This window comes from Verrucomicrobiia bacterium (assembly GCA_035765895.1).
Classification (GTDB): domain Bacteria; phylum Verrucomicrobiota; class Verrucomicrobiia; order Limisphaerales; family DSYF01; genus DSYF01.
In genome coordinates, this window is record DASTWL010000078.1 from 76,079 (window position 1) to 98,618 (window position 22,540).

At 60.9% G+C, this 22,540-nt stretch carries 21 protein-coding genes and 3 tRNA genes; 2 read left to right on the plus strand and 22 right to left on the minus strand.

From position 1 onward, the window contains the following. Positions 1 to 115 precede the first annotated feature (115 nt). From rplL to VFV96_15550, 13 genes are all read right to left on the minus strand, one after another. Positions 116 to 505, minus strand: coding sequence for a 50S ribosomal protein L7/L12 (gene rplL / locus VFV96_15490; GenBank protein HEU5071808.1), 390 nt, complete (start codon positions 503 to 505; stop codon positions 116 to 118). Between the two features lie 152 nt (positions 506 to 657). After that, entirely contained in the window at positions 658 to 1,167 is a 510-nt protein-coding gene (gene rplJ / locus VFV96_15495; protein ID HEU5071809.1) for a 50S ribosomal protein L10, read from the minus strand. Between the two features lie 32 nt (positions 1,168 to 1,199). Then, positions 1,200 to 1,892, minus strand: a complete 693-nt coding sequence (gene rplA / locus VFV96_15500) for a 50S ribosomal protein L1 (GenBank protein ID HEU5071810.1) — start codon at positions 1,890 to 1,892, stop codon at positions 1,200 to 1,202. Between the two features lie 58 nt (positions 1,893 to 1,950). Beyond that, positions 1,951 to 2,376, minus strand: coding sequence for a 50S ribosomal protein L11 (rplK, locus tag VFV96_15505; protein HEU5071811.1), 426 nt, complete (start codon positions 2,374 to 2,376; stop codon positions 1,951 to 1,953). A gap of 78 nt (positions 2,377 to 2,454) precedes the next feature. Further along, on the minus strand, positions 2,455 to 3,003 hold the full coding sequence (gene nusG, locus VFV96_15510; GenBank protein ID HEU5071812.1) for a transcription termination/antitermination protein NusG: 549 nt from the start codon (positions 3,001 to 3,003) through the stop codon (positions 2,455 to 2,457). Positions 3,004 to 3,007: 4 nt separating this feature from the next. Further along, positions 3,008 to 3,271, minus strand: coding sequence for a preprotein translocase subunit SecE (gene secE / locus VFV96_15515; GenBank protein ID HEU5071813.1), 264 nt, complete (start codon positions 3,269 to 3,271; stop codon positions 3,008 to 3,010). Between the two features lie 17 nt (positions 3,272 to 3,288). Beyond that, a tRNA-Ser gene (locus VFV96_15520) sits at positions 3,289 to 3,378 on the minus strand. 13 nt (positions 3,379 to 3,391) lie between these two features. Next, positions 3,392 to 3,467, minus strand: a tRNA-Trp gene (locus tag VFV96_15525). Positions 3,468 to 3,548: 81 nt separating this feature from the next. Next, positions 3,549 to 4,736 (minus strand): elongation factor Tu, encoded by a 1,188-nt coding sequence (gene tuf, locus VFV96_15530; protein HEU5071814.1) that lies wholly within the window; start codon positions 4,734 to 4,736, stop codon positions 3,549 to 3,551. Positions 4,737 to 4,792: 56 nt separating this feature from the next. Continuing rightward, positions 4,793 to 4,868, minus strand: a tRNA-Thr gene (locus tag VFV96_15535). A 290-nt stretch (positions 4,869 to 5,158) separates the two neighbouring features. Next, positions 5,159 to 6,199, minus strand: coding sequence for a site-2 protease family protein (locus VFV96_15540; GenBank protein HEU5071815.1), 1,041 nt, complete (start codon positions 6,197 to 6,199; stop codon positions 5,159 to 5,161). 79 nt (positions 6,200 to 6,278) lie between these two features. Continuing rightward, positions 6,279 to 7,205, minus strand: coding sequence for a ribonuclease HIII (gene rnhC / locus VFV96_15545; protein ID HEU5071816.1), 927 nt, complete (start codon positions 7,203 to 7,205; stop codon positions 6,279 to 6,281). 72 nt (positions 7,206 to 7,277) lie between these two features. Further along, positions 7,278 to 10,259 (minus strand): LamG-like jellyroll fold domain-containing protein, encoded by a 2,982-nt coding sequence (locus tag VFV96_15550; GenBank protein HEU5071817.1) that lies wholly within the window; start codon positions 10,257 to 10,259, stop codon positions 7,278 to 7,280. A 167-nt stretch (positions 10,260 to 10,426) separates the two neighbouring features. Here VFV96_15550 and VFV96_15555 point away from each other — a divergent pair, with 167 nt between their 5' ends. Together VFV96_15555 and queG are read left to right on the plus strand one after the other, a co-directional pair. Beyond that, the gene (locus VFV96_15555) at positions 10,427 to 10,966 is read left to right on the plus strand and encodes a shikimate kinase (protein HEU5071818.1); all 540 of its coding nucleotides are present in this window, start codon (positions 10,427 to 10,429) and stop codon (positions 10,964 to 10,966) included. Continuing rightward, positions 10,963 to 12,012, plus strand: coding sequence for a tRNA epoxyqueuosine(34) reductase QueG (gene queG / locus VFV96_15560; GenBank protein ID HEU5071819.1), 1,050 nt, complete (start codon positions 10,963 to 10,965; stop codon positions 12,010 to 12,012). Before VFV96_15555 ends, queG begins: the two co-directional genes overlap by 4 nt. A 66-nt stretch (positions 12,013 to 12,078) precedes the next feature. On the opposite strand, the gene VFV96_15565 is transcribed toward queG, so the two are convergent. The 9 genes from VFV96_15565 to VFV96_15605 all read right to left on the minus strand — a co-directional run. Further along, a complete protein-coding gene (locus VFV96_15565) occupies positions 12,079 to 12,687 on the minus strand; it encodes a cytochrome c (GenBank protein ID HEU5071820.1) in 609 nt (202 codons plus the stop codon). After that, a complete protein-coding gene (locus VFV96_15570) occupies positions 12,684 to 13,478 on the minus strand; it encodes a cbb3-type cytochrome c oxidase subunit II (protein ID HEU5071821.1) in 795 nt (264 codons plus the stop codon). The genes VFV96_15565 and VFV96_15570 overlap by 4 nt, the downstream gene beginning before the upstream one ends. Before the next feature lie 32 nt (positions 13,479 to 13,510). Next, positions 13,511 to 14,938 carry a cbb3-type cytochrome c oxidase subunit I gene (locus VFV96_15575; protein ID HEU5071822.1) on the minus strand — a complete coding sequence of 476 codons (1,428 nt, stop codon included), beginning with the start codon at positions 14,936 to 14,938 and terminating at the stop codon, positions 13,511 to 13,513. 11 nt (positions 14,939 to 14,949) lie between these two features. Beyond that, positions 14,950 to 15,339, minus strand: coding sequence for a hypothetical protein (locus tag VFV96_15580; GenBank protein HEU5071823.1), 390 nt, complete (start codon positions 15,337 to 15,339; stop codon positions 14,950 to 14,952). Next, the gene (locus VFV96_15585; GenBank protein ID HEU5071824.1) at positions 15,339 to 16,622 is read right to left on the minus strand and encodes a hypothetical protein; all 1,284 of its coding nucleotides are present in this window, start codon (positions 16,620 to 16,622) and stop codon (positions 15,339 to 15,341) included. The genes VFV96_15580 and VFV96_15585 overlap by 1 nt, the downstream gene beginning before the upstream one ends. Before the next feature lie 3 nt (positions 16,623 to 16,625). After that, positions 16,626 to 17,270 carry a cytochrome c gene (locus VFV96_15590; GenBank protein HEU5071825.1) on the minus strand — a complete coding sequence of 215 codons (645 nt, stop codon included), beginning with the start codon at positions 17,268 to 17,270 and terminating at the stop codon, positions 16,626 to 16,628. Further along, positions 17,270 to 17,809, minus strand: coding sequence for a DUF3341 domain-containing protein (locus tag VFV96_15595; GenBank protein ID HEU5071826.1), 540 nt, complete (start codon positions 17,807 to 17,809; stop codon positions 17,270 to 17,272). Before VFV96_15595 ends, VFV96_15590 begins: the two co-directional genes overlap by 1 nt. Further along, positions 17,809 to 19,227 (minus strand): NrfD/PsrC family molybdoenzyme membrane anchor subunit, encoded by a 1,419-nt coding sequence (nrfD, locus tag VFV96_15600; GenBank protein HEU5071827.1) that lies wholly within the window; start codon positions 19,225 to 19,227, stop codon positions 17,809 to 17,811. The genes VFV96_15595 and nrfD overlap by 1 nt, the downstream gene beginning before the upstream one ends. Next, positions 19,227 to 22,540: TAT-variant-translocated molybdopterin oxidoreductase (locus VFV96_15605; protein ID HEU5071828.1), on the minus strand; the 3,314-nt coding region annotated here is incomplete at its 5' end. The genes nrfD and VFV96_15605, both read right to left, overlap by 1 nt.

The window sequence follows — 22,540 nt, forward strand, 5'->3', positions numbered from 1 at the left end:
TCAGGAACTTGCCCAATGCAACTGCCGGGGCAGTTGAAAAATTGTCTGTTGACCGCCTCCAGTCAGAGGCGGCAAAGGGGCGGCAGCCGAAGCCACCGCCCCGGGAAACCGTCGGTTACTTGACTTCGACCTTGCCGCCCGCTTCTTCGAGCTTCTTCTTGGCGGCATCTGCGTCCGCCTTGGAAGCGCCTTCGAGCACGGGCTTGGGTGCGCCTTCAACCAGCGCCTTGGCTTCGGCGAGGCCGAGGCCGGCCTTGACTTCGCGCACGGCCTTGATGACGGCAATCTTCTTGTCCGCCGGCACCGATGCGAGAATCACGTCAAAAGTGGTCTTGGCTTCCGCCGCCGGAGCCGCCGCGCCACCGCCGCCACCTGCGACCGCCGCAACGGCCACCGGAGCCGCCGCCGTGACGCCCCACTTTTCTTCCAGTTTCTTCACCAAGTCAGCGGCCTCAATGACCGTGAGCTTGCTCAGTTCTTCTACGAGGTTACCAATGTCAGCCATGTTTCCTTTCGTCTCGTCGCTGCCCGCGGCCACGGGCAATTTAAGTCCACTGCCAGCAAACCGACGATTTACGTTGTTGATGTTTGTTTCTCCGCCTCGCGGGCTTGACGCGACGCGGAAATCTTCCTTGGCACGCCGCCATCTGCGGCAAGTTATGCCTTCTCGGACTTGGCCTTGATGACGCGCGCCAGTTGCGAACCGGGCGTGTTGAGCAGGACCGCCAGCTTGGTGGCCGGTGCCTGGATGACGCCGAGCAGCTTGCCGCGCAGCACTTCGATGGACGGCAGATCGGCGAGGGCAAGAATGGTGTCCTTTTCGAGACGCTCGTTGCCCATGAAGCCGAAGTTTAGCTTCAGCTTGTCAAACTCGGCACTGAAATTTTTGAGGATCTTGGCCGTGGCCGAAACATCCTTCTGGCCGGTCACCACGGCGAGCATGCCCGCCAAGGTGCCGCCGAGGTCGGCGATGCCCGCCTCTTTGGCAGCGATCCGAAACACGGAGTTTTTGACCACGTGGAATTCGGCGCCCACCTTGAACAGGCGTTTCCGCAACTCCGTCAACTGGCCGACATTGAGGCCCTGGAATGAGGCCACAATGAAGAACGGCGAGGCGTTCAGCCGGGCCACGTATTCCTTGGTGAGATTCAGTTTTTCAGCACGCATGGCTCTTTAATTCGTTGAGGTTGTCACGGGGCTCAGGCCGCAAATTCTTTCAGGTCCACCCGCACGGCCGGGCTCATGGTCAGCGAGATCGCGCAGCAGCGCACATAGGTGCCACGCACGCTGGCCGGCCGCGCCTTGACCACGGCTTCGATGACCGCCCGCGCGTTTTCCTCGATCTGCACGGACGTGAAGCTCCCCTTGCCCACCGCAACGTGAACGTTACCAGCCTTGTCAACCTTGTATTCAACGCGGCCCGCCTTGACTTCCTTGACAGCCTTGGCCGTGTCGTCGGTGACCGTGCCAGTCTTGGGATTGGGCATCAATCCGCGCGGTCCGAGCACCTTGCCCAGCTTGCGGACTTCCACCATCGCTTCCGGCGTGGCCACCGCCACGTCAAAGTCAGCCCAGCCGTCGTTGCACTTCTTGATCATGTCATCAAAGCCAACGAATTCGGCGCCCGCCGCCTTGGCGGCATCAGCCGCCGGTCCTGGCTTGGCGAAGACGAGGACGCGGACCGTCTTGCCACTGCCGTGGGGCAGCGGCACGGTTCCACGCACCATCTGGTCGGATTGTTTGGGATCAACCCCCAAGCGGAATGCCAGATCAATGCTTTCATTGAACTTGGCCTTGGGGAATTTGCTCAGAACTTCAATCGCAGCCTTGAGCGGATAGCCTTTTTTGGCATCCACGAGCTGCAGGGCTTTGGTGTATCGCTTGCTTGGCATGTCTGGGGTGCGGTGCAGACGAGCGGAGGCTCTCCCGCGGTTTTGGTTAAAAATTGAATCAACCGACGACTTCAATGCCCATGCTGCGGGCCGTGCCGGCAATGACGCGGGCAGCCGCCTCCTCGCTGGTGGCATTCATGTCATTCAGCTTGAGCTTCACAATGTCCATCACCTGCTTCTTGGTCACCTTGCCGACCTTGTCCTTGTTGGGCGTCTTGGAACCTGAAGCTATGCCCGCAGCCTTCTTCAGCAGGGCCGAGGCCGGCGGTGATTTGGTGATGAAGGTGAAGGACTTGTCCTGGTAAACCGTGATGACGACCGGAATGATCATGCCGGCCTGGTCCTTGGTTTTGGCGTTGAATTCCTTGCAGAAGCCCATGATGTTCACGCCGTGCTGACCCAGCGCGGGGCCCACAGGCGGGGCGGGATTGGCCTGCCCGGCCGGAATCTGCAGCTTGATCTGTCCTGTGACTTTCTTTGCCATGTTGTTCGTCGATTCGTTAAATTGTTGACCGCTGAAGGGCAAATCGTCGCTCCGACCGCCACCTCAACTTTTTGCGCATCACGCCTTCTCCACCTGCCAGTATTCCAATTCCACCGGGGTGTTGCGGCCGAAAATGTTGACCGTCACCTTCAATTTGCCCCGCTCCGGCTCCACCTCTTCAATGATGCCGCTGAAATTGAGGAAGGGGCCGTTGTTGATCTTGACCGTCTCGCCCACTTCAAAACTGACCTTCGGGCGTTCGGTTTCCTCGGATTCCGAAATCTGCGCCTTGATCTGTTCCACTTCCTCCGCCGGCGTCGGCGTGGGAGGCTCGCCCCCAACAAAGCCAATCACTCCCTGCGTTTCCTTGATGAAATACCAAGGCTTCTCAATGATGCGTCCGTTTTCATCCAACAACGACATGTTGATGAACACGTAACCGGGCCAGAGCTTGCGGGTGGAGACGGTTTTCTTGTTGTTCCGGACCTCGACCACTTTCTCCATCGGCACGAGGACTTCCTGGATGAACTCACCCATCTCCTCCGCCTTAAGACGCTTGTCGATGCTCTCCTTGACCTTCTGCTCCTGGCCGGAAAGGGTGTGAATGACGAACCACTGGCTGCGCATGCGATTAAATCTTGTTGATCACCATCACACCCCACGACGAAAAGTAATCCACCACCACGGTGAACCCGCCAAGCAGGGCAATGGTGATAAACACCACCACACTCGCCCCCTTCAACTCATCCCACGTTGGCCAAGTGCACTTTTTCAACTCCTCGCGCGTCTCTGCAACGTAATCCGACAGCCGTTTCAAGTAGCCCTGCCACCAGAGCAACCCGAAGGCCGCGCCGATGACCACCACCCAGATCCCAATTTTAATCAGATCGTTCACAAGCAATTCTTCTATCGTGGCGGAGAGGGAGGGATTCGAACCCCCGTCAGGCTTTCGCCTGAAGCGGTTTTCAAGACCGCCGCGATAGACCACTCTGCCACCTCTCCAGATTTCGCAGATTGGCACGGCGGGAGGGAATCGAACCCCCAACCAACGGTTTTGGAGACCGCTACTCTGCCAATTGAGCTACCGCCGTTGCCGCCCGTCTTGTTCCGCTTCAAATCAGACAAAATGGGGGCGGGAAGGTTTCCCCTCCCGCGCCCCGGGAATTCCAACCTTATTCGATGACTTCGGTCACGCGACCGGCACCGATGGTGCGGCCACCTTCGCGCACCGCGAAGCGAAGGCCCTTCTCCATCGCGACCGCCTTTTGCAGCACGACTTCAACGGTGACGTTATCACCGGGCATCACCATTTCCACGCCAGCAGGCAGAGTCAGCGAACCAGTCACGTCAGACGTCCGGAAATAGAACTGCGGACGATAGTTGGTGAAGAACGGCGTATGACGACCACCTTCATCCTTGGACAGGACGTAAACTTCCGCCTTGAACTTGGTGTGAGGCGTAATGGAACCTGGCTTTGCGAGAACCATGCCGCGCTCAACCTCGTCCTTCTTCGTGCCGCGGAGCAGCACACCAACGTTGTCGCCGGGCTGGCAGGAATCAAGCAGCTTGCGGAACATTTCGATGTCCGTCGCCGTGGTCTTGCGGGTTTCGCGAAGACCTACAATCTCGACTTCTTCCATCTTTTTGAGCACGCCGCGCTCAACACGACCCGTGACAACCGTGCCACGACCTTCAATGTTGAACACGTCTTCCACGCACATCAGGAACGGCTTGTCCTGTTCGCGCACAGGTTCAGGGATAAAGTTGTCCAGAGCGTCGAGCAAATCAGTGATGGCCTTTTCGCCCTCAGGCTTGCCCGCCATGGCCGCCGTCGCGGAACCACGAATGATCGGGGTGGTGTCACCAGGGAAACCATACTTGGTCAGCAATTCGCGAATTTCCATTTCGATGAGCTCCAAGAGATCGGCGTCCGCGAGATCCACCTTGTTGAGGAAGACAACAATGCTGGGCACACCGACCTGGCGGGCCAGGAGAATGTGTTCACGGGTTTGCGGCATCGGACCATCAGCCGCGCTCACCACGAGAATGGCGCCGTCCATCTGGGCCGCACCGGTGATCATGTTCTTGACATAGTCAGCATGGCCGGGGCAGTCCACGTGCGCGTAATGCCGCTTGGGGCTCTCGTATTCAACGTGGGAAACCGCAATGGTGACCGTCTTGGTTTCATCACGCACCGTGCCTCCCTTGGTGATGTCCGCGTAGGAAATCGCCGGAGCCATGCCTTTGCGGTTTTGCACCGAGACGATGGCAGCCGTGAGAGTGGACTTGCCGTGGTCAACGTGACCAATCGTTCCCACATTCAGGTGGGGTTTGTTTCTCTGAAATTGCTCTTTAGCCATTGCTGCTTCCTGTTGTTATTGTTCTCGTTTGTTGCGACCGGTTGTTTCGTTAAGCATGGAGCCCACGATCAGGATTGAACTGATGACCTCGTCCTTACCAAGGACGTGCTCTACCAACTGAGCTACGTGGGCACCGAAACTGTCTGCCTAATCCTGACACCGGCAGACGACAAAAAAACCGCAGCCCCCTTTCCTGCTCGGGAATTTGCTTTGGGGCTAGCGATTTTTTGACTTTAACGGCCCAATGTCAGGTAGCAAAATAGGAATGCGCGTTCAGAGTGTCAACGAGTTTTCGGAATTTTTTCTGGACAATGTGTCTCCCGGTGCAATCTCCTCCAACCTCTGCCGCAACAAGCGCTTAAAGCATCGTGCCTGCGCCCACCAAGAACCGCACGCACGCCCTTCAAAGGACTGCAAACGGATCAAATTCGCCCGCAAAATCTCACCACCACGCAATTCGTTGCGGGCGGCTTCAGCGCGACAAGCTGGGCGCCAACCGCCGCGGTCCGAACGGCCTGGCCTTCCCCTCCACTTTGGCTGGGTGTTCCCCGTTGCGGCAGCGTTTCCCGAGGGATGTGGGTAAACTGCATGCCCAGCACGAGCAGCGCAATCAGCCCGAAATAAAGCGTCCCCATCGTCCAACGTTGGCCGGGCGTCACTTCAAAATAACGCCGCTCCGCCTCGCTCTGGCGACGGAACAGCGAGAAAACCCGCGGCGCGGAAAATACGAGAATCAGAAAAAGAATGAAGCTCGGGTGCAAAATCGTCAGCCCTACGACGATCACCAGCCCCACCACCCACAGCCAGGGCGACAGCGCCGTCACGATACGGCCGCCGTCAAGCATGCCGAGCGGAGCCAGGTTGAAGAGGTTGAGAAAGAATCCCATGTAAGCCAGCGCACGAAACAGCAGATTGCCGGTGAGCAGATGGACGATTTCGCAGACAGCGGCACCGAACGCGCCCAGCAACGGCCCGCCAATGCCGACCTGCGCCTCAACCCATGCGTTGCGCGGCGCCTCCTTGAGCGCAATGAATGCACCCATGAACGGAATAAACACCGGCGCCCCCACTTTGAGGCCACATCTCTTCGCCGCCAGCAGATGACCGCATTCGTGAACGAAAATGAGCAGCACGAAACCCAACGCAAACCACCAGCCCCAAGCCATGGCATAGGCGGCCACCGACAGAATCATGGTGCCGCCCGTCTTGAACAACACCGGGAAGAATTTGATCGCCGGCAAAATGATGAGTTTAAGCTTGGCCCCCAGCTTGAGAAGCAGCACGCCCACCACGCCCAGCGAACCGAGCAACTTCTTCAACCGGCTTTCCGATCGCGCGTCCGCCACGCCCGGCCGTTCCTCCGGCCGCGGCAGATCCGGCGGCGGGTTCGAACCGATGACCGGCGGGGCGGGCGGCAGCTGCCGGTTGATGACCGGGGGCGCATCGGATTCATGTTCATTCATTCTGGGAATGATTTGGCCGCCGTCGCCAACTGGTCAACGGGAATTGTCTGGCACGAGCCGGGCAATCCTCTCCCGCGTCTCAACCGCCGATGGCCTGCGTCGTTTTGAAATGCAGTTTCGCCACCTGGCTGAGCTTTTCCGCGCCGTGCAGCTCAACAAACTTCCGGCCGGCAGCAAGCGTTGCTTCCGACGCCCCCTTCGGCAGGGGCATGCCGAATTGTTTGCCTAACTGGGCCAGCCGGCTGACGAATTCATGACGCGCCAGAATTGAGGCCGCCGCCACCGCCATGTCTTCTTCCGCCTTGTGGCGCTGGACCAGCTCGAGTTCGCGGCCTTGTGACATCAGGGCGCGTTCGACGGTTGCCTTGCTGCGGGCAAACTGGTCGCTGATCGCGCGCACCGGCGGCGGATTCATGCGCTGCTTCTGTCCCAACAGGTTTTCGATCACCCGTGCATGCCCCCAGGCCAGGATTGCATTCACACTGCCGAGCTTGGCATGCAGCCGGTTGTAGGCCTCGTTGCCAATCGGCACCACCGTCGTCACGCAACCCGGCGTATGCTGGATCAAGTCCGCCAGCTCGCCGATTTTTTTGTCGCTCGAAATGTTCTTCGAATCACGAATGCCCGCGTCCGCCCAGGCCTTGATGACCGCTTCGTTCACATACACACCCGCCACGCACAACGGCCCGAAAAAGTCGCCTTTGCCGCTTTCGTCCACGCCAAGCCGCGGGAGCAGCAGGTCCGGATTCAGCACGGTTTCGTAGCCGAGCTTCGCCTCCTTTATAATCTGGGGCTCGAGGACGAACTCGACGAACTCACGGGTTTCCTTGCCCTGCACCACGAGCTTGCCGCTGTGGTAAAACACCACCCCGACTTTGCCCTTGTCGCCGGCGAAGGCAGCATGCGGCACCTGACGGAACACAAACCTGGCCTGTTCCAGGAATGCCCGCAACGAGGCCGCCTGCTCCGGGGTCAACTTGCAAGTGTAACAGTTCAGAGCTTTCACGGGTTGGATTTGAATGTTGGCCATGCGGCAGACAGCCCGGAATCAATCCGGCTGGCGGATCAGATTTCAACGTCAGCGCGTCAGGATGCGATAGAACTTCTGCGGCTGGGCGGGACTGACGATCACCGGCGACCCCGCCGCATTGGTTGACCAAGGCCCCAAAATGTTCGTCGCCTCCAGCAATTTGCCGTTGCCGGCCCAGCTCAACACAAGGCTGTTGCCATTCCACGAATTCGTCAATGTCACGTCGTAGAACAGACCGGTGGCCGCCTGGTAAAGCACCGCCACGTCTTCAGGATTCAAGACGCGATTGTAAACCGCCACATCGGACAGGCTCCCGTTGAGAAAATTGTTGGCCGTTTGCAAGCTGCCGAGGCGCAGGCTGGACGGGGCGGTCTTGGGCCCCGTAGGACCGGTCCCACTCGTGTCGAGGGTGCCATCGATGTAGATGCGCAGCGCGCCGGTGCCGGCGTCACGCGTCACCCCGACGTGATGCCACTGCGCGTTATTGACCGTCTTGACGGAGGTCAGCGTCACATCCGGATTGCCCAGACCAAAGCCAATCTTGCCGCCAACCAATGCAACGCCAAAATCATCCGTCATGCCGCTCACTTCACCGTCCACAATGCCCCGGCCGTTATACCAATTGGGCGTGCCGCCGGTCGCGCTGGTCAGAAGCCAGAAGGCAATCGAAAAATTCGTGCTGCCAATCACCCGCGGGATTTGCGTGTAACCGCTGCTTCCGTCGTAATGCACGGCCCGATGCGGCACAGCAAAGCCCGCCCCTGCCACGCCCGCCAGGCCCAGATAGCAGGTGCCCGCGTAAAAACCGTCGTTCCCTCCCACCACATCGTGCGTCACGGAACCACCGGTCTCAGCCAGCGGCCAGTAACCAGCCGGACTCGCGGACAGGAGCCAGCCGGCATACGAACCCGGCATGGCGCTGACTTCGGTTGAGTTCGCGCCTTCCCCGAACGGACCCGACGACGAAACCACGAAAAAATACGTGGTGCCATTCGCAAGGCCGGTCGCAGTGTGATTCGTGCCGACAGGGCTCGCCAACGTGACGTAAGGACCTCCGCTCACCGTGGAACGCTTGACGTGATAATTGGCCGCCCCGACCACCGGCGACCAGGTCAGTTGCACGGTGGCGTTGGAGCCCGGCCGGGCCGCCAGCACGGCGGGCGCACCGAGTGGAATGTCGCCGGGAAGTCCGCTGACGGCGAGGATGGCCGTGGTTTGGGAAGCGCCGGCCGTGGCCGGGTTGGAAAAAGTGATAGAGGCAACCGCCTGCGTGAGCCCCAGCGCCGCAAGGTTGAACGTGGTCTGATACAAGTTAGGATTGGCGGCGCCATTGTTCTCCAGTGTTAAACTGGTGCCGAGCTTCAAGCGTCCAAAACCCTGCAACGCCACATTCGTCACGGTGTAAAACCAATCCTGCGCATTGAACGACAGCGCGGGACTCCGTGTGCCGTTGGTGAAGTTGAGCACCAGAGTGCCCACGCCACCGCCATTGGCCGATGTCGCCAGCACCGACAGGGCACTGAACTGGCGAGGTGAGGTCATGGTCAATGTGCCGGATCGGGGATACGTGTTCCCGAGCAACAAGGCATTGGTCGTCCCGTAACCGCCCAGTTGAAACGCCGTGTAAGCATCGGCCAGGCTGGCGAAGAAGCCGTTCAGCGGCAGTCCCAGCGAACCACCGCTCAACCCGGCCTGACAGAAACAGTAATTGTTCGGGATGTCGAACGCCGACGCTCCGGGATTCGCAGGTGTGGCCGTATTGGGTGCCAGCAAGGCAGCATTAAAGCCCGTCACCGTCACCGGCCAGAGAGCAATGGCCGTGTTCAACGTGAAGTTGCGCGCGACCGCAACGCCTGAACTGTGGTTGCTGAACACGATGCTGGCGGAGTAAAATCCCGGTGTCAGGTTCGTGGCAACCGCAGCATTCAAACCCACTGTCACCATCGCCGCGCTGTTGGCAACGAGCGAACCGCCTGCCGCCGAGACGGTGAGCCAGCTCGAGGTATTGACGAGATTCCAGTTGAGCGTTGAAGGACCGGCGTTTGAGAGCACAAACGGCGTGGTCGTGGGCACTGACAACGCGCGAAACGCCGTCGCCGCAGCGAAACCGGCCGCGGGCGAAACGACGAGCGGATCCACCGCCGTGTTGATGGCCCGGGCGTAATCGGCCGGCGTGCCGCCCGCGTTGCAGGCCAGCATGTCATCGTAGAGCCACATGAATCCGCCGGGGATGTCCGCACCGGCCCGCCAGGCGGCCATCTGCGTCTGCACCTCGCTGGCGGAGTTGCCAGCCGTGCAGCCGTTCCCGTTCTTGCACCACATCCCGGGCTGCACCTTCGTGCCGCTGAAATAGCCGTTCCACGTCGCCGGATTATTGCCCGCCCCACCCGCGTAGCACTGAAGATAAACCGCGTCCACAATGCCGGTGCCCAGTTGACTGTAAACGCCCTGCCAGAAGCTGGGATTGGTGTAAGGACACAGCGTCACCTTGTAGCCGATGGACGCCAGCATCCGGCCGAATTTCACCGCCGTCGCGACGTCATAAAGCGTCTCGTCGTCGTAATCAATGGCGTCGGCGCCGGTGGCCGCCTTCAACGCTTGAAAATTACGGTAGAGAATGCTGTCTGTGTTCGTCCCGTAGTTGTTCATCAGGGTTTGAATCGACTGGAAGTCATTCACCCCCCAGGAAGACACCGACACCTCGATGCGGTTCACGGACGTCGGCTGCGCCTTCAGCGTGGCGAGTTGCCCGGGCCACGACGCGTTGCCCACATAGGCGCCATTCGCGACAATCAACTGGTCGTTGTAAATCAGGTTGCCGCTCGTCGCATCCACATGAATGCACCAAAGCATCACCGTTGTGTAGCCGGAAGCACGCAAGGCATTCATCGTCGCGGTGCCACCCGAATAAAACGGCCCGCCGCCAAAGATGGTCGAGGACGCCCCGGCGGGCAGCAGCCAACCCAGCCACAAGGCAACGGCGACGATCAGGCCGCCGAGCCGGCGCATCGCGGTTCGCAGCGGGTGCAAATGCCAGGATCTTTCGGGGTGCCCATGCATCGAACACAAGATGGAGGTGGAATCATGAACGGAAAAGAACAGATTGTCGCTCCGCGGCCCGGAAGGCCCGCACGGCCGCGGTCACGCGGACAAAATATCTTCGTGCGCCCCGCCACCGGCTCGGGTAAGTCACTGGCATGGATTCCTGCCGTCACATTCGCAACCTCGCGTTGATCGGCTTCATGGGCGCCGGCAAGTCCTCCGTCGGCCGCGCGGTTGCACAGATGCTCCACTTTGAGTTTGTGGACACGGACGAATTGATCGAATCCCGGACCGGCAAATCCATCACGCAAATTTTCGCCCAGGACGGCGAGGCGCATTTCCGCGAGTTGGAACGGAAGGTCGTCGAACAACTGGACGCGGCCAGCAACGTGGTCATTTCGACCGGCGGCGGCCTGCCGACCAATCAGACCAATCTCGACCTGCTCAAACAACACGCGCTGGTCGTCTGTCTCTGGACTTCGCCGGAACGCATTTGGGAACGCGTGCGCCACCAAAGCCACCGTCCGCTCCTGCAAACGGCCGACCCGATGGCCCGCATTCGCGAGCTGCTGGACATCCGCGCGCCGTTTTACCGGCAGGCCGACGTGCTGCTCAACACGGACAACCGTTCACAGCGCCAGGTCTGTCAGCAGGTCATCCAGCAGTTTCGCCTCGCCACCGCCCAAACCGCATGAAGGAAGCCATCCGGCAACGCGCCCGGGAACTGGGCTTCGACGATTGTCGCTTCACCCACGCCGCTCCGCCCGCCCGCCGGGCCGCCTTCGATGCGTGGCTCGCCGCCGGACGGCAGGGCGAAATGGGCTGGATGGAGCGCAGCGCCGTCAAGCGCCGCGACCTGCAGGCCGTGCTGCCGGGCGCCCGCAGCATCATCACCCTCGCCGTCAACTACAACCCGCCGCCCCGGGACAATGCGACAGCCAATTCGACCGGTTCGCCAGACGAGCCGCGCGGCCAGGTCGCGCGTTACGCCCGGCACGCAGACTATCATGACGTGCTGTCCGCCCCGCTTAAAACACTGGCAGAGTTTGTTGAATCCACGAGTGGATCCAACGCGCGGTGTTTGTGGTATGTGGACACGGGCCCGATTCTCGAACGGGAGCTGGCCGAGCGCAGCGGCATCGGTTTCGTGGGCAAGCATACGAATGTGATCAGCCGCCAGTTCGGCAACTGGATCTTGCTGGCGGAAATTTTGACGACACTCGAACTGGAACCCGATCCCCCGGAGACGAACCGTTGTGGCAACTGCACGCGCTGCCTGGCATCGTGCCCGACCCAGGCAATCACCGCGCCCTTTCAGCTCGATGCCCGCCGCTGCATTTCCTATCTGACCATCGAGCTGAAAGGATCCATTCCATTGGAACTGCGCTCCGCGATCGGCGACCGGATTTTTGGCTGCGACGACTGTCTGGCCGTGTGCCCATGGAACCGCTTTGCCCAGGCGGGACGGCTGTTGCACCCGCACGCCCGGCCCGACCTGACGGAGCCTGCCCTGCTCGAACTGCTCCAGCTCGATGAGGCGCAGTTCAAACGGCGGTTTGCCGGAACACCGCTGCTGCGCTCGAAACGCCGCGGCTTGGTGCGCAATGTGTGCGTGGCGCTGGGCAATGTCGGCACGGCCGCTGTTCTCCCAACGCTGGCCAGGGCGACGAGTGATCCGGAACCTTTGATTGCTGAACACGCCCGCTGGGCCGTGGCTCAAATCAACAGCAGAAAAAAATGAGGCAGGCACGAAGCCTGCCTCATTCCAAAAAAAATTTCCGGTCGTGATCCGAATTGCTCCGGCCGTTTATTTCACTTGCAGGAGTTCATCCGACGTCCACGGCTGGCTGTGGCTTGCCGTGGCCGCCCGCTCAGCGGCGACTTGTTCCGGCGTGATTTCCGAGGCCTTGTTGCCCCACGAATTGCGCATGTAGGTCAGCACTGCCGCCAAATCTTCATCCGGCATCGCCGCGCCCATGGCCGGCATGGCCAGCGCCCATTGCTCGCCTTTGACCGTGATCGGTCCGTTCAACCCATGCAACGGAATACGAATCAAGCGGGCGGGCACATCGCTGAGCACCCATTCGGAGCCGACGAACGGAGGCGCCTGCCCGGGCTTGCCAAGGCCGTCCACGCCATGGCAAAGCGCGCAAACCTGCTCAAAAACCAACTTCCCGCGCGCCAGGGCGCGGTCGGCGCCGGAGGCGGGCTGGAACAAGGCGAGTTGCTCCTCGCTGCGGTAGGGAGCGTAAACCTCCTGACTGAACCAGCCGCCCTCGCTGTCAAAGTAAAGCGCCCCGGCAAAGAAAAGCACAAGGAGCGACACCATCATCCAGATGGGGACGTTGGCCGGGCCGGCCGTCGGTTCCGCATCCACCGCGCCACGCACGTTGATTGATTTGGTGTTCTGACTCATTTCGCTGACAAAGGAGCTTCGTGCAGGGGAACGTCCGAGCGCAGGCTGAGCAGGTAGGCCGCGAGTTCGCGGGCCCGGTCCGTCGGGACAATTTCGTAGCCGGGTTCTGGCGCGAATTCACCCGGGAGCTTCAGTGCGTCTGGCGACGGATAGCGGCCGATTTTGCGCTTCTCGAACAAAAACCGGTAAGGCGGCATGGTGGAACCCGGAACCACGCTGGCCGGAGCATACAGATGATTCAATTGCCAGTTCAGGTCCGGCTTGCGCACGCCCACATTGGCCAGATCCGGCCCGAGCCGTTGCGCGCCCAAAAAGACCGGACTGTCCTGCAGGTAATCTGCCGCCACATTGCCGCGCCGGCCCCACCCCCGGTCGATGTCAGCACCAATGGGACGAATGCGGATTTCATACTTCGCGCCCGTTTTCTTCAAGGCAGCATCCGCCTTGTCGGAATGGTCCTTGTCCACCGCCCGGAAAATGTCCTTCGGCAGCGCGGCCAGTTCGGCCTCACTCAAATTTGCATCGAGTTCCTTCAACGCCTGTTTGACGGCGGGTGCGTTGGTGCCCAGTTCATCGAGCACCACGTCAAACACCGTGCCCGTCTGCCGCACCTGCTGGCTGTGACAGGTCACGCAGCCGTTGGCGCGATAAACCTGCGCCCCCTGCTCCGCCTGTCCCGGACGGCGCGACGGATACAGATCGCCGGTGCCGGTCACTGTGGTGATGTCCTTGCGGCCGACCTGCAATTGCGGCGCCAGCACGAGGCCAAACCACGAGCTCGCGAGCGCCACAAAGCCCGCGAGAAAAACAATCGCCCCCGAGTTCACGCCTTCACCTCCGCCGTCGTCATGGTCGCTGTCATTTCGCTCACCGCCGGCCGCCAGCAGGCCCGCGCGCGCTTGAGAAGCACGCCAAACACATTCAGAGCCAGCAACACGGTGCCCAAAGCCCACAACAGCTCACCGGCGCTCGCTGCGCGAATCGGCATGAGCGCGCCTTTCGCCACGTCCAAAAAGACGACGTCGGGCTGATTAAGCTTTGCGCCTTGCTGCCAGCCGCCGATCAAACCCGGCAACGCCATCAACAGAACGCCCCCGGCCGCCAGCCAGAAATGCAGGCGAACGAAACCCGTCACCGGCCAGTTAAGGTCGGCAACTTTCGGCACGACGTGATACATGCCGCCCAGCGCAATCAACACGAAGAACCCCTGAACGAGCAGGGTCATTTGCGCAGGACGAACCAATGTGAACTGGGTTTGCGCCACGAAGGCGCTCACGGCGGCGACCAACGCCGCCAGCACCAGCAGCGCCGCACTCCAGGAAAAGAATTTTGCTTCCGCCGCAGGCGCCGCCCCGCCGGAGGAGCGCCGCACGTTGTCAAAATGCGCAAGCGTTGGCACCACGGCAAAGACAGCCGCAATGCTGCTCAAGGTGCCGATCCACGCCGGCAACGGCCCGCCCATCGGGATGCCGGTCCAGCTGCCAAACACCATCAAGGTAAACAGGGCGAACAGCGCGGTGTTGGCGCTGTAGAGCCCCCGCCCCGCCAGTTTGGGGACGAAATACAAGGCTGCGCCCATGCCAAACAAACCGAGGACGACGAATTGGAGGTTGTTCAGATACCAATCGGCAATGATGGCCTGCGCCACTCCGCGCACGGGCGTCACATCGACCAGCAGAACGGCCGTGGACAAAATCCACGGAAACCAGAAATACGCGCTGATTACGAACCAGAGGGAGGGATACATCTGCCGGTCCCGCCGTTGATGCACCGTGAGCAGCCCCACAAATCCAAGCAGCAGTGACGCGCCAAAAATCATGAACATGGCATACTTGGGCATGGCCATGCCCTCGTAGCCCGTGCTGCCGCCGCAAAGGACTCCAAATGCACCAATCAGCACGCCCAAGTTCCAAAGCAGGGCTCCCAGCAGGCCCATTGCAGGCGCGGCCAGCGGAGTGCGCCCCAGCCGCGCCCCCAGCCACAACGCCAGTCCGTATCCCGCCGGCAGGCAGAAGCCATACAACAGCGCGGCCTTGCTGAACGGCAGAATCCGGCCGTAGCTGAGCCACAGGTCATCGGCAAACAGATCCGGCTTGTGAAAACTCATCGAGGCCAGCAACGCCGTCACGGCCGCCGCCAGCAGCCAGAGCGACGCTCCGGCAAACAAGGCCAGCAACGGCACACGACAGGACGCGTCGATGGCTCCGGTCGTCGGCGTGGCTGAATCAGAAATGGATCGGGTCTCGCTCATGCGGCGCCGGCTCATTCAAAAGGACTGGGTTTTTCGGGCGCCTTTGGCGGGACGTAGGTGGCCTTTTCCTCGCGTTCGATCAGATCCTTGCGCGCTTCCTCCGGATTCTGCCAGGCAGCCGTCGCCAGTTCCACAGCGCGGTCCACGGTCAGGCGGACGATGCCCTTCGGCTGATCCACCCAGCCGTAATTGTTGATTGCCTGGGTTTCGGCGCTGCGCAGGTCGGTGAGGTTCTTCAGGCGTTCGGCCGCACGTTGTGCCGTCAACGAAGGCGGCGTGGTGTAGTGTTTCATCGCCCAAACCAGCCCGCCCACAATCAAAAACGCGCCTGTGACGGCAATCACGTAGGACCAGCGGACACCGCAGCAGCCGCCCGTGTCGTTTACCTTGCTACCATTCATCAGTGACTTCCTTTCGTCGCCTGGGACGGGCCGTCCAGCAAATCGTCGGTTTGATCCAGCTCACCGCCGGAAATCTGCGTGGGCACGGAATAATGTCCGCCCATGGCTTCAATGAGCCGCGGATCCTTGATTGGATACGGCGCGGCGCTCTTGTATTTCGCAACGAACACCTTGGCCAGCACCCCCACCATCAGCGCAATGCAGCCGGCATCCAGCCAGATCCATTTAAAGGGATACCCCTCCGGACTGACCGCCGGGGTGATGTTGAAGGTGATATCCACGTAATTCATCAGCAGTCCCCAAATGGCCAGCGGCACCACGAACTTCGGCGAACTCTTGATGTCGATGCGCAGCAACATCAGGAATGGCAGCAGAAAATGGCCAAAAATGATGACCATGCTGACCCAGAACCAGGTGCCGCGTTCGCGCAGCACATACCAGAAGGTTTCCTCCGGCATGTTGGCGTTCCAGATGATGAAGTATTGCGAAAAGGACACGTAGGCGTGAAACACCGTGAACGCAAACAGCAGCGTGCCCATGAAATAGAATTGGTGATCGTGCAGCACATGCGTGATCACCCGCTGGCGGTTCAACACCGCCATGATGGCATACGCCACGCCCAGTGCCGTCCAGGCACTGGCCGCGAAATACCACACGCCATACATCGTCGAAAACCACTGATATTGGATCGACTTCATCCATATGATGGCCGCGAGCGTCAGCGTGACCGCAAAGGCAAAGATGCCCCAGTAGGCATAGCCACGCATTTTGAACGTGCACTTCGGGTCACCCGTCGCGTCCTGTGCGATGGACCAGCGCCGCAGCCCGGCCGAAAGAACCCACCACACCAGGAAGTTCACCGCCGCGACCACATAGAATCCGGGCACCGTAAACACCGGCAGTTTCGCACGCACCGCGTGGTCCACTTCCGGGTTTACCGTCAGCCAGGGATAAATCGTCTTGGCCAGCAGCAGGATGGGGATGAAGAAAATTGCCATCCACGGAAACAGGCAGGACGCAATGTGCTCCAGGAAGCGGCGCGGCGGAACGGACCAGCCCGCGTCGAACAAATGATGCACGATCACGAGGAACAGCGACCCGAGACAGAGGCTCAGGCAAAACATGAAGGCCAGCAGCCACGAATAGGCAAACTGCTTGATGCTCAGAAAGGCGCCCAAACCGGTCAGCACGATCCCCGCGCCAATCAGCAGATTCGGCACCTTGGCCCACTTCGACAAGTCGAGCGGCGCTGGTGGATTGGTAGAAGTTGAATCGGCGCTCATAAGCTATTTCTTGAGGGAGGCCCGCTCGGCCTCCGGCACGTCGTCAATGGTTCCCAACTGCGAGAGTTGCAGGGCCCGCACGTAGGCAATGATGGCCCAGCGATCCCGGACATCCACCTGCGGGCCGTAAGGTTGCATCAGGTTTTTGCCGTGCGTGATGGTGTTGAAAATTTCACCGTCCGGCATTTCCACGATGCGCTTGTCATGCAGGTTGGCCACCGCAGCCATCCCATACTTGCGCGTCACGCCGTTGCCGTCGGCCAGTTGCCCGTGACAGGGCGAGCAATAAATCGTGAACCGCTCGCGGCCGCGCTTCATGAGGGCCGCATCCACCACCAGCGGGTTCACCGGAACAAAGTTCGTGGTGCCGGGAATGCGCCCGGTGTTCACCGGCGAATCTTCATAGGGAAACACCGGACCCGCGGCGGTCTGAATCGGCTCGCCCCGGGGAATGGTGCCCGCAATGTGCGGCTGCGAACTGATGCCGTTGGCAAAGAAGCCGTCCGGCTGCATGGGCCGCAGCTTGAGCTGCCGGTCCATGTCGGGAAACACTTCGATGGGCGGACGGCGGGACAGGCTGCCGCGTTTGCCGGCAACGGCCATGCCCAGCACAATGACAATTCCAAAGACAAGCAGGAAGTAGCGCATTATTCCTCCACCAACTCGATGTGCTTGCTGCCAGCGGCTTCCAACAGCTTGCGGGTTTCAATCTCGTTATACCGCGGATCGCTGGTCTCGATGACGACGAAATAACGGTCGTGCGTCGCGAGGGCAAAGCGGCGGTTTTTAAGCAATGGATGGTGCAGGCGGGGCAGGCGGTTCAAAAACAACATGCCGCCAATGGCGCCAAACGCACCCAGCAGAATCGTCAACTCGAACGACGGCGGGAACGCGCTGAATGGACTGAACAGCGGCTTGCCACCCACCAGCACCGGGTAATCGAACTTGTTGCAGAACCAGATCATGAGCATGCCGCTCGTGTAGCCGGCAACACCACCCAGGAACGAAAACCAGCCCACCTTGGAATTGGACAGGCCCATGGCCTTGTCCATGCCATGCACCGGGAACGGCGTGAAAACGTCCCAGCGCCGAAACCCGGCATCGCGCACCTTTTCGGCGGCGTGCAGCGCGTCCGCCGGCGTCTGAAACTCCGCCATGATCCCGTAGGCCTTTGCGTTTGCACTCATCAGTGTTGTCCTCCCTTCGCGCCCCCTTCGACGGTGTGCGGATCGGCGTATGGCGTCACACCCTTGACTTCAGATATGGCAATCATGGGCAGGAAACGCATGAACAACAGGAACAGGGTGAAGAACAGTCCGAACGTTCCCATGAACGTGCTGACGTCCACCCAGGTTGGCAAATAATAGGCCCAGCTGCTGGGCAGGAAGTCGCGGTGCAACGAGACCACGATGATCACAAACCGCTCAAACCACATGCCCACGTTGACCAGAATTGAAACCACGAAAACCAGCCAGAGGTTTTCCCGGATCTTCCGGAACCAGAACACCTGCGGCAGCAGCGTGTTGAAACCCATCATGCACACCCAGCCCCACCAATACGGACCCATGGCCCGGTTCAGGAAGTGGAATCGCTCGTTCGGGTTGCCGCTATACCACGCGATGAAAAACTCCATGCAGTAGGCGTAACCCACGATCGAACCCGTGGCCAGGGTCACCTTGCACATCACGTCAATGTGCCGCATCGTGATGACGTCCTCGAGATGACACCAGCGACGCAGCGGAATCAGCAGCGTCAGCACCATGCCGAAGCCGGAGAAAATCGCACCCGCCACAAAGTAGGGCGGGAAGATCGTCGTGTGCCAGCCGGGCAGCTGCGAAACGGAAAAGTCCAGCGACACCGTGGAGTGCACCGACAACACCAGCGGCGTGCTCAAGCCGGCCAGAATGAGGTAGGCCTTTTCATAGTTCCGCCAGTGACGGTTGGACCCCGTCCACCCGAGCGAGAACAGCCCGTAGAGAAACTGCCGGATTCTAGACTTCGCCCGGTCGCGCATCACCGCGATGTCGGGCACCAGGCCGATATACCAGAACAGCAGCGAAACCGTGAAATAGGTTGAAACCGCGAACACGTCCCACATGAGCGGCGAGCGGAATTGCGGCCAGACGCCGTTGGACGTGGGAATCGGAAACAGGAACCAGTCAAACCAGACACGGCCCACGTGGACCGCCGGATAAATGCCGGCGCACATGACCGCGAAAATCGTCATGGCTTCCGCCGCGCGGTTCACTCCCGTGCGCCAGCGCTGGCGCAGCAGGAAGAGAATCGCCGAAATCAACGTGCCGGCGTGGCCGATGCCGATCCACCAGACGAAGTTGACGATGTCCCAGGCCCACATGGTGGGATGATGATTGCCCCAGACGCCAACACCCGTGGAAATCTGGTAGGCCAGCATGGCCAGGAGCAATCCGGCCAGCAGCACGCTGGGAATGAAGGCCGCCCACCACCAGGCGGGCGTTTTGCCCTCGCAGATTCCCGCCACGCGGTCGGAAATCCAGCCGGGCTTGCGGTCGTTCGCGACGAGCGGGATCCGCTCCAGTTCGCGGGGCACCACCGGCAGCGCCGTGACTGTCGATTGCGAAGCCATTATTCGGCTCCTTTCTCGGCCGTGGCTCCGGCGTTGGCGGGCTCATGTGCACCCGCGTGTTCTTCAAACGGATTTTCAGTCTGCATCTTGACTTCGTATTCCTGCAAACTCTTCGGTGCTTCGTAGTAATCCGGCATGGCCTTGTTCGGATTGCGCACGCGCGCCAGATACGTGAGGCGCGGTTTGGTCAGGAGAAATTCCAGCACGCTGTAGTTGCGGGTCTGGCCTTTCAGCTTTGAAACGCGGCTCTCGGGATCGGCGACATTGCCGAACACGATGGCGCCGGCCGGACAGGCCTGCTGGCAGGCGGTCTTGATGACCCCGTCCGGCACGATGACGTCGCCGGTCGGCCCCGCCTTCACCTTCTGGGCGATCTTCGCCGCCTCGATGCGCTGGAGACAGAACGAGCACTTCTCCATCACACCACGCATGCGCACGGTGACCTGCGGGTTCTTGATCATCTTGATCAGATCCCACTCGTCATCCGGCCGCATGCCCGCATTCGGATCCTTGAACCAGCGCACCATGTCCCACTGTCCATCAGTCGTGTGGGTGAGCGGTGTCGCGTAAAACGGCCCCTTGAGATTGCTCAACGGACGCTTGTTGTAATCCAGGAAGTTGAAGCGGCGAACCTTGTAGGGGCAGTTGTTCGAGCAGTAACGCGTGCCCACGCAACGGTTGTAGGCCATCACGTTCAAACCTTCGGCGTCGTGCGCGGTGGCGTTGACCGGACAGACGTTTTCGCACGGCGCATTTTCGCAGTGCTGGCACATCATCGGCTGGTTGACCACCTGCACGTCATCGATCCACGACTCAAATTCCTGCTTGGATTCCAGCGGCGGCACCGTGGGCTTCTGCTTCGCGTGCTCCTTGTCGGTCGTATAGTAACGGTCGATGCGGATCCACTGCATCTCGCGCCCACGACGGACCTGATCCTTGCCAACAATAGGAATGTTGTTCTCGCTCTGGCAGGCGATCACACACGCCGAGCAGCCGACGCAGGCATTCAAGTCCACCGACATGCCCCACTGATGGTGCGCCGCCTTCATGGCCGCCTTGAGCGGGTTTTCCTTGTCGTAAAGCGACTGGACAACGGGCGGTTTTTCGAGGTCGAGCGCCGCCGGAAAGTCCGGGTGCTCGCGGAACTGCTCGAGGTTCGCCTCCCGGACAATCGGCCGGCCTTCCATGGACCAGTGCTCCTGCGTGCAGGAAAGCGGGAACGTCTTGCCCGTCTTCGTCACCGTGACGCCGCTGACAATGTGCATCGCGTCACTCGCGCGCAGCACGTAAGCATTGAAACCGGTGCCGGAACCAACGCGTCCCGCCTTGGGACGGCCGTAGCCCAAAGTAACTCCCACCACGTTGTCGGCCATGCCGGGCTGCACCCAGATCGGGCCATCAACCGAACGCCCGCCGACGGTGAGCGTCACCATGTCGTTGTTGGCCACACCCAAATCTTGAGCCGTCTTCCGGCTGACCAGAACGGCGTTGTCCCACGTCATCTTGGTGATCGGATCGGGCATTTCTTGGAGCCAGCCGTTGTTGGTGTAACGCCCGTCGTCCACGCTGTAATCGCGGCGGACCAGGAGTTCCAACTTGCCCGTCGCAGCAGCCTCCGCCCTGACCGCGTTCAGCGCCTTCGCCACGGCGACGTTGTCGAGCGCCACCGAAACCTTCTTCGCGGCGGAATCCGCGAGGAAACCGTCATGCAGGAACTTCCGCCACGCATCCTCGACGTTGCCGCTTACCAAGCCTGCAAATGTTTCACGCACGATCTCGTAGGAACTGACGGCCGAAGCGCCCACGATGCGCGCAAGGACTTCGATTTCCGACAGGCCGCCGAACAGCGGCGCAATCAACGGTTGAATCGGCACCAGCGTGCCGTCCGACGTGCGGAGGTCGCCCCATGATTCGAGATAGTGCGTGCCGGGCAAATGCCAGTGGCATCCGGCCGCGCTTTCATCCTCGTAGTATGCATGGCGGACCACGGTCTTCGCCCGGGCCTGCGCTTCGCTCCACTTCAAATCCGCCGGCGCGGTGTAGGCGGGATTGCTGCCCAGAATGACCAGCGTGTCCACCACCCCATTGTTCAACGCCGTCGTAAGCTGCTGAATGGTGCCGCCCTTCTGCGGCATTTCCCGGAACTCGACCGTGCGGCCCAAGTTATCCAGCGCCGCATTCATCGCGTAAGCCAGCGCATGCACGGCAAGCGGCTGCCCCGCACCTGCCACCACGAGGCTGCGGCCTTTGTTGGCCACCAAATCCTTGGCGCATTCGGCCAGCCATTTGGCCGCGTCGGCGGGAACGTTCTCCGCCGAAACACCCGCCACGCCGATCGCCGACGCCATCACGGCCGCCGCCTTCAACACCGCGCTGCCAGGCAGACGCAGGCGATGATCGGCGTTGGCGCCGGTCAGCGACATCAAACCTTCGACGACGTAAAGCCGGCTCATGGTATCGGACGGCTTTTCCAAACGCCGGCCGTTCGCAAAGCGCCGGATGTGATTGTGAACGTCCTCCTCGGAGCCGAGAAAATCACAATCCAACGAAACGATCACGCTGGCCTTGTCGTAACGGAACGTGGGCGCCACCGGTTTGCCGCAGAACTGGGCCGCCGCCTGCGCATGCACCACGCTGTCCGTCGGATCATAGGAGAACCAGCCCGCCTTGGGCATCAACCCCTCCGCGAGCTGCTGCAAACGCTGGCGCGAAGGCGAGGTGCCGGGCTCAACAAGGAACGCCAGGCCCTGCCCCTGGCTGGTCGAGAATTTCTTCGAGAGTTCCGCCAGAAAATCATACGCCGCCTCAGCCGTGGCGGTCTTGCCGTCCTTGAGAAACCGTTGCGCGCGATCGGGATCGTAAAGGTTCAGGATGGAGGCTTGCGCAAAGCGGTCGGTGCTGCCGTTGCCATCGGGATAAAGATCGTTGCCTTCCACCTTCACCGGCCGGCCGTCATAGGATTTGACGACCAGCGGGATGGCCCCGCCGCGCGTGGGCATGGCGGAGGCGTAATACGAAGGCATGCCGTAGGTGTAATCATCCGGCGCCTTGCCCATCGGCTCGAGCTTTTCCTCCGGCCGACGGCAGCCGGTCAGGCCGAAGCCCAGCCCCGCCAGCGCGAAGGAGGCGGACATGATCTTGACGAAATGCCGGCGGGAAACGGGATCGAGAAACTCGCTTGCGCCCGAGGGGAATTCCCGGTGAAGCCACTCACGGAATTCCGGGGTGTCAGAAATCTGGTCAAGGCTGCGCCAATAGGTGCGGCCCGTTTCCGGTTCGGGACAGGAAGGCGGGATGGTCTTCATCGGTGGCA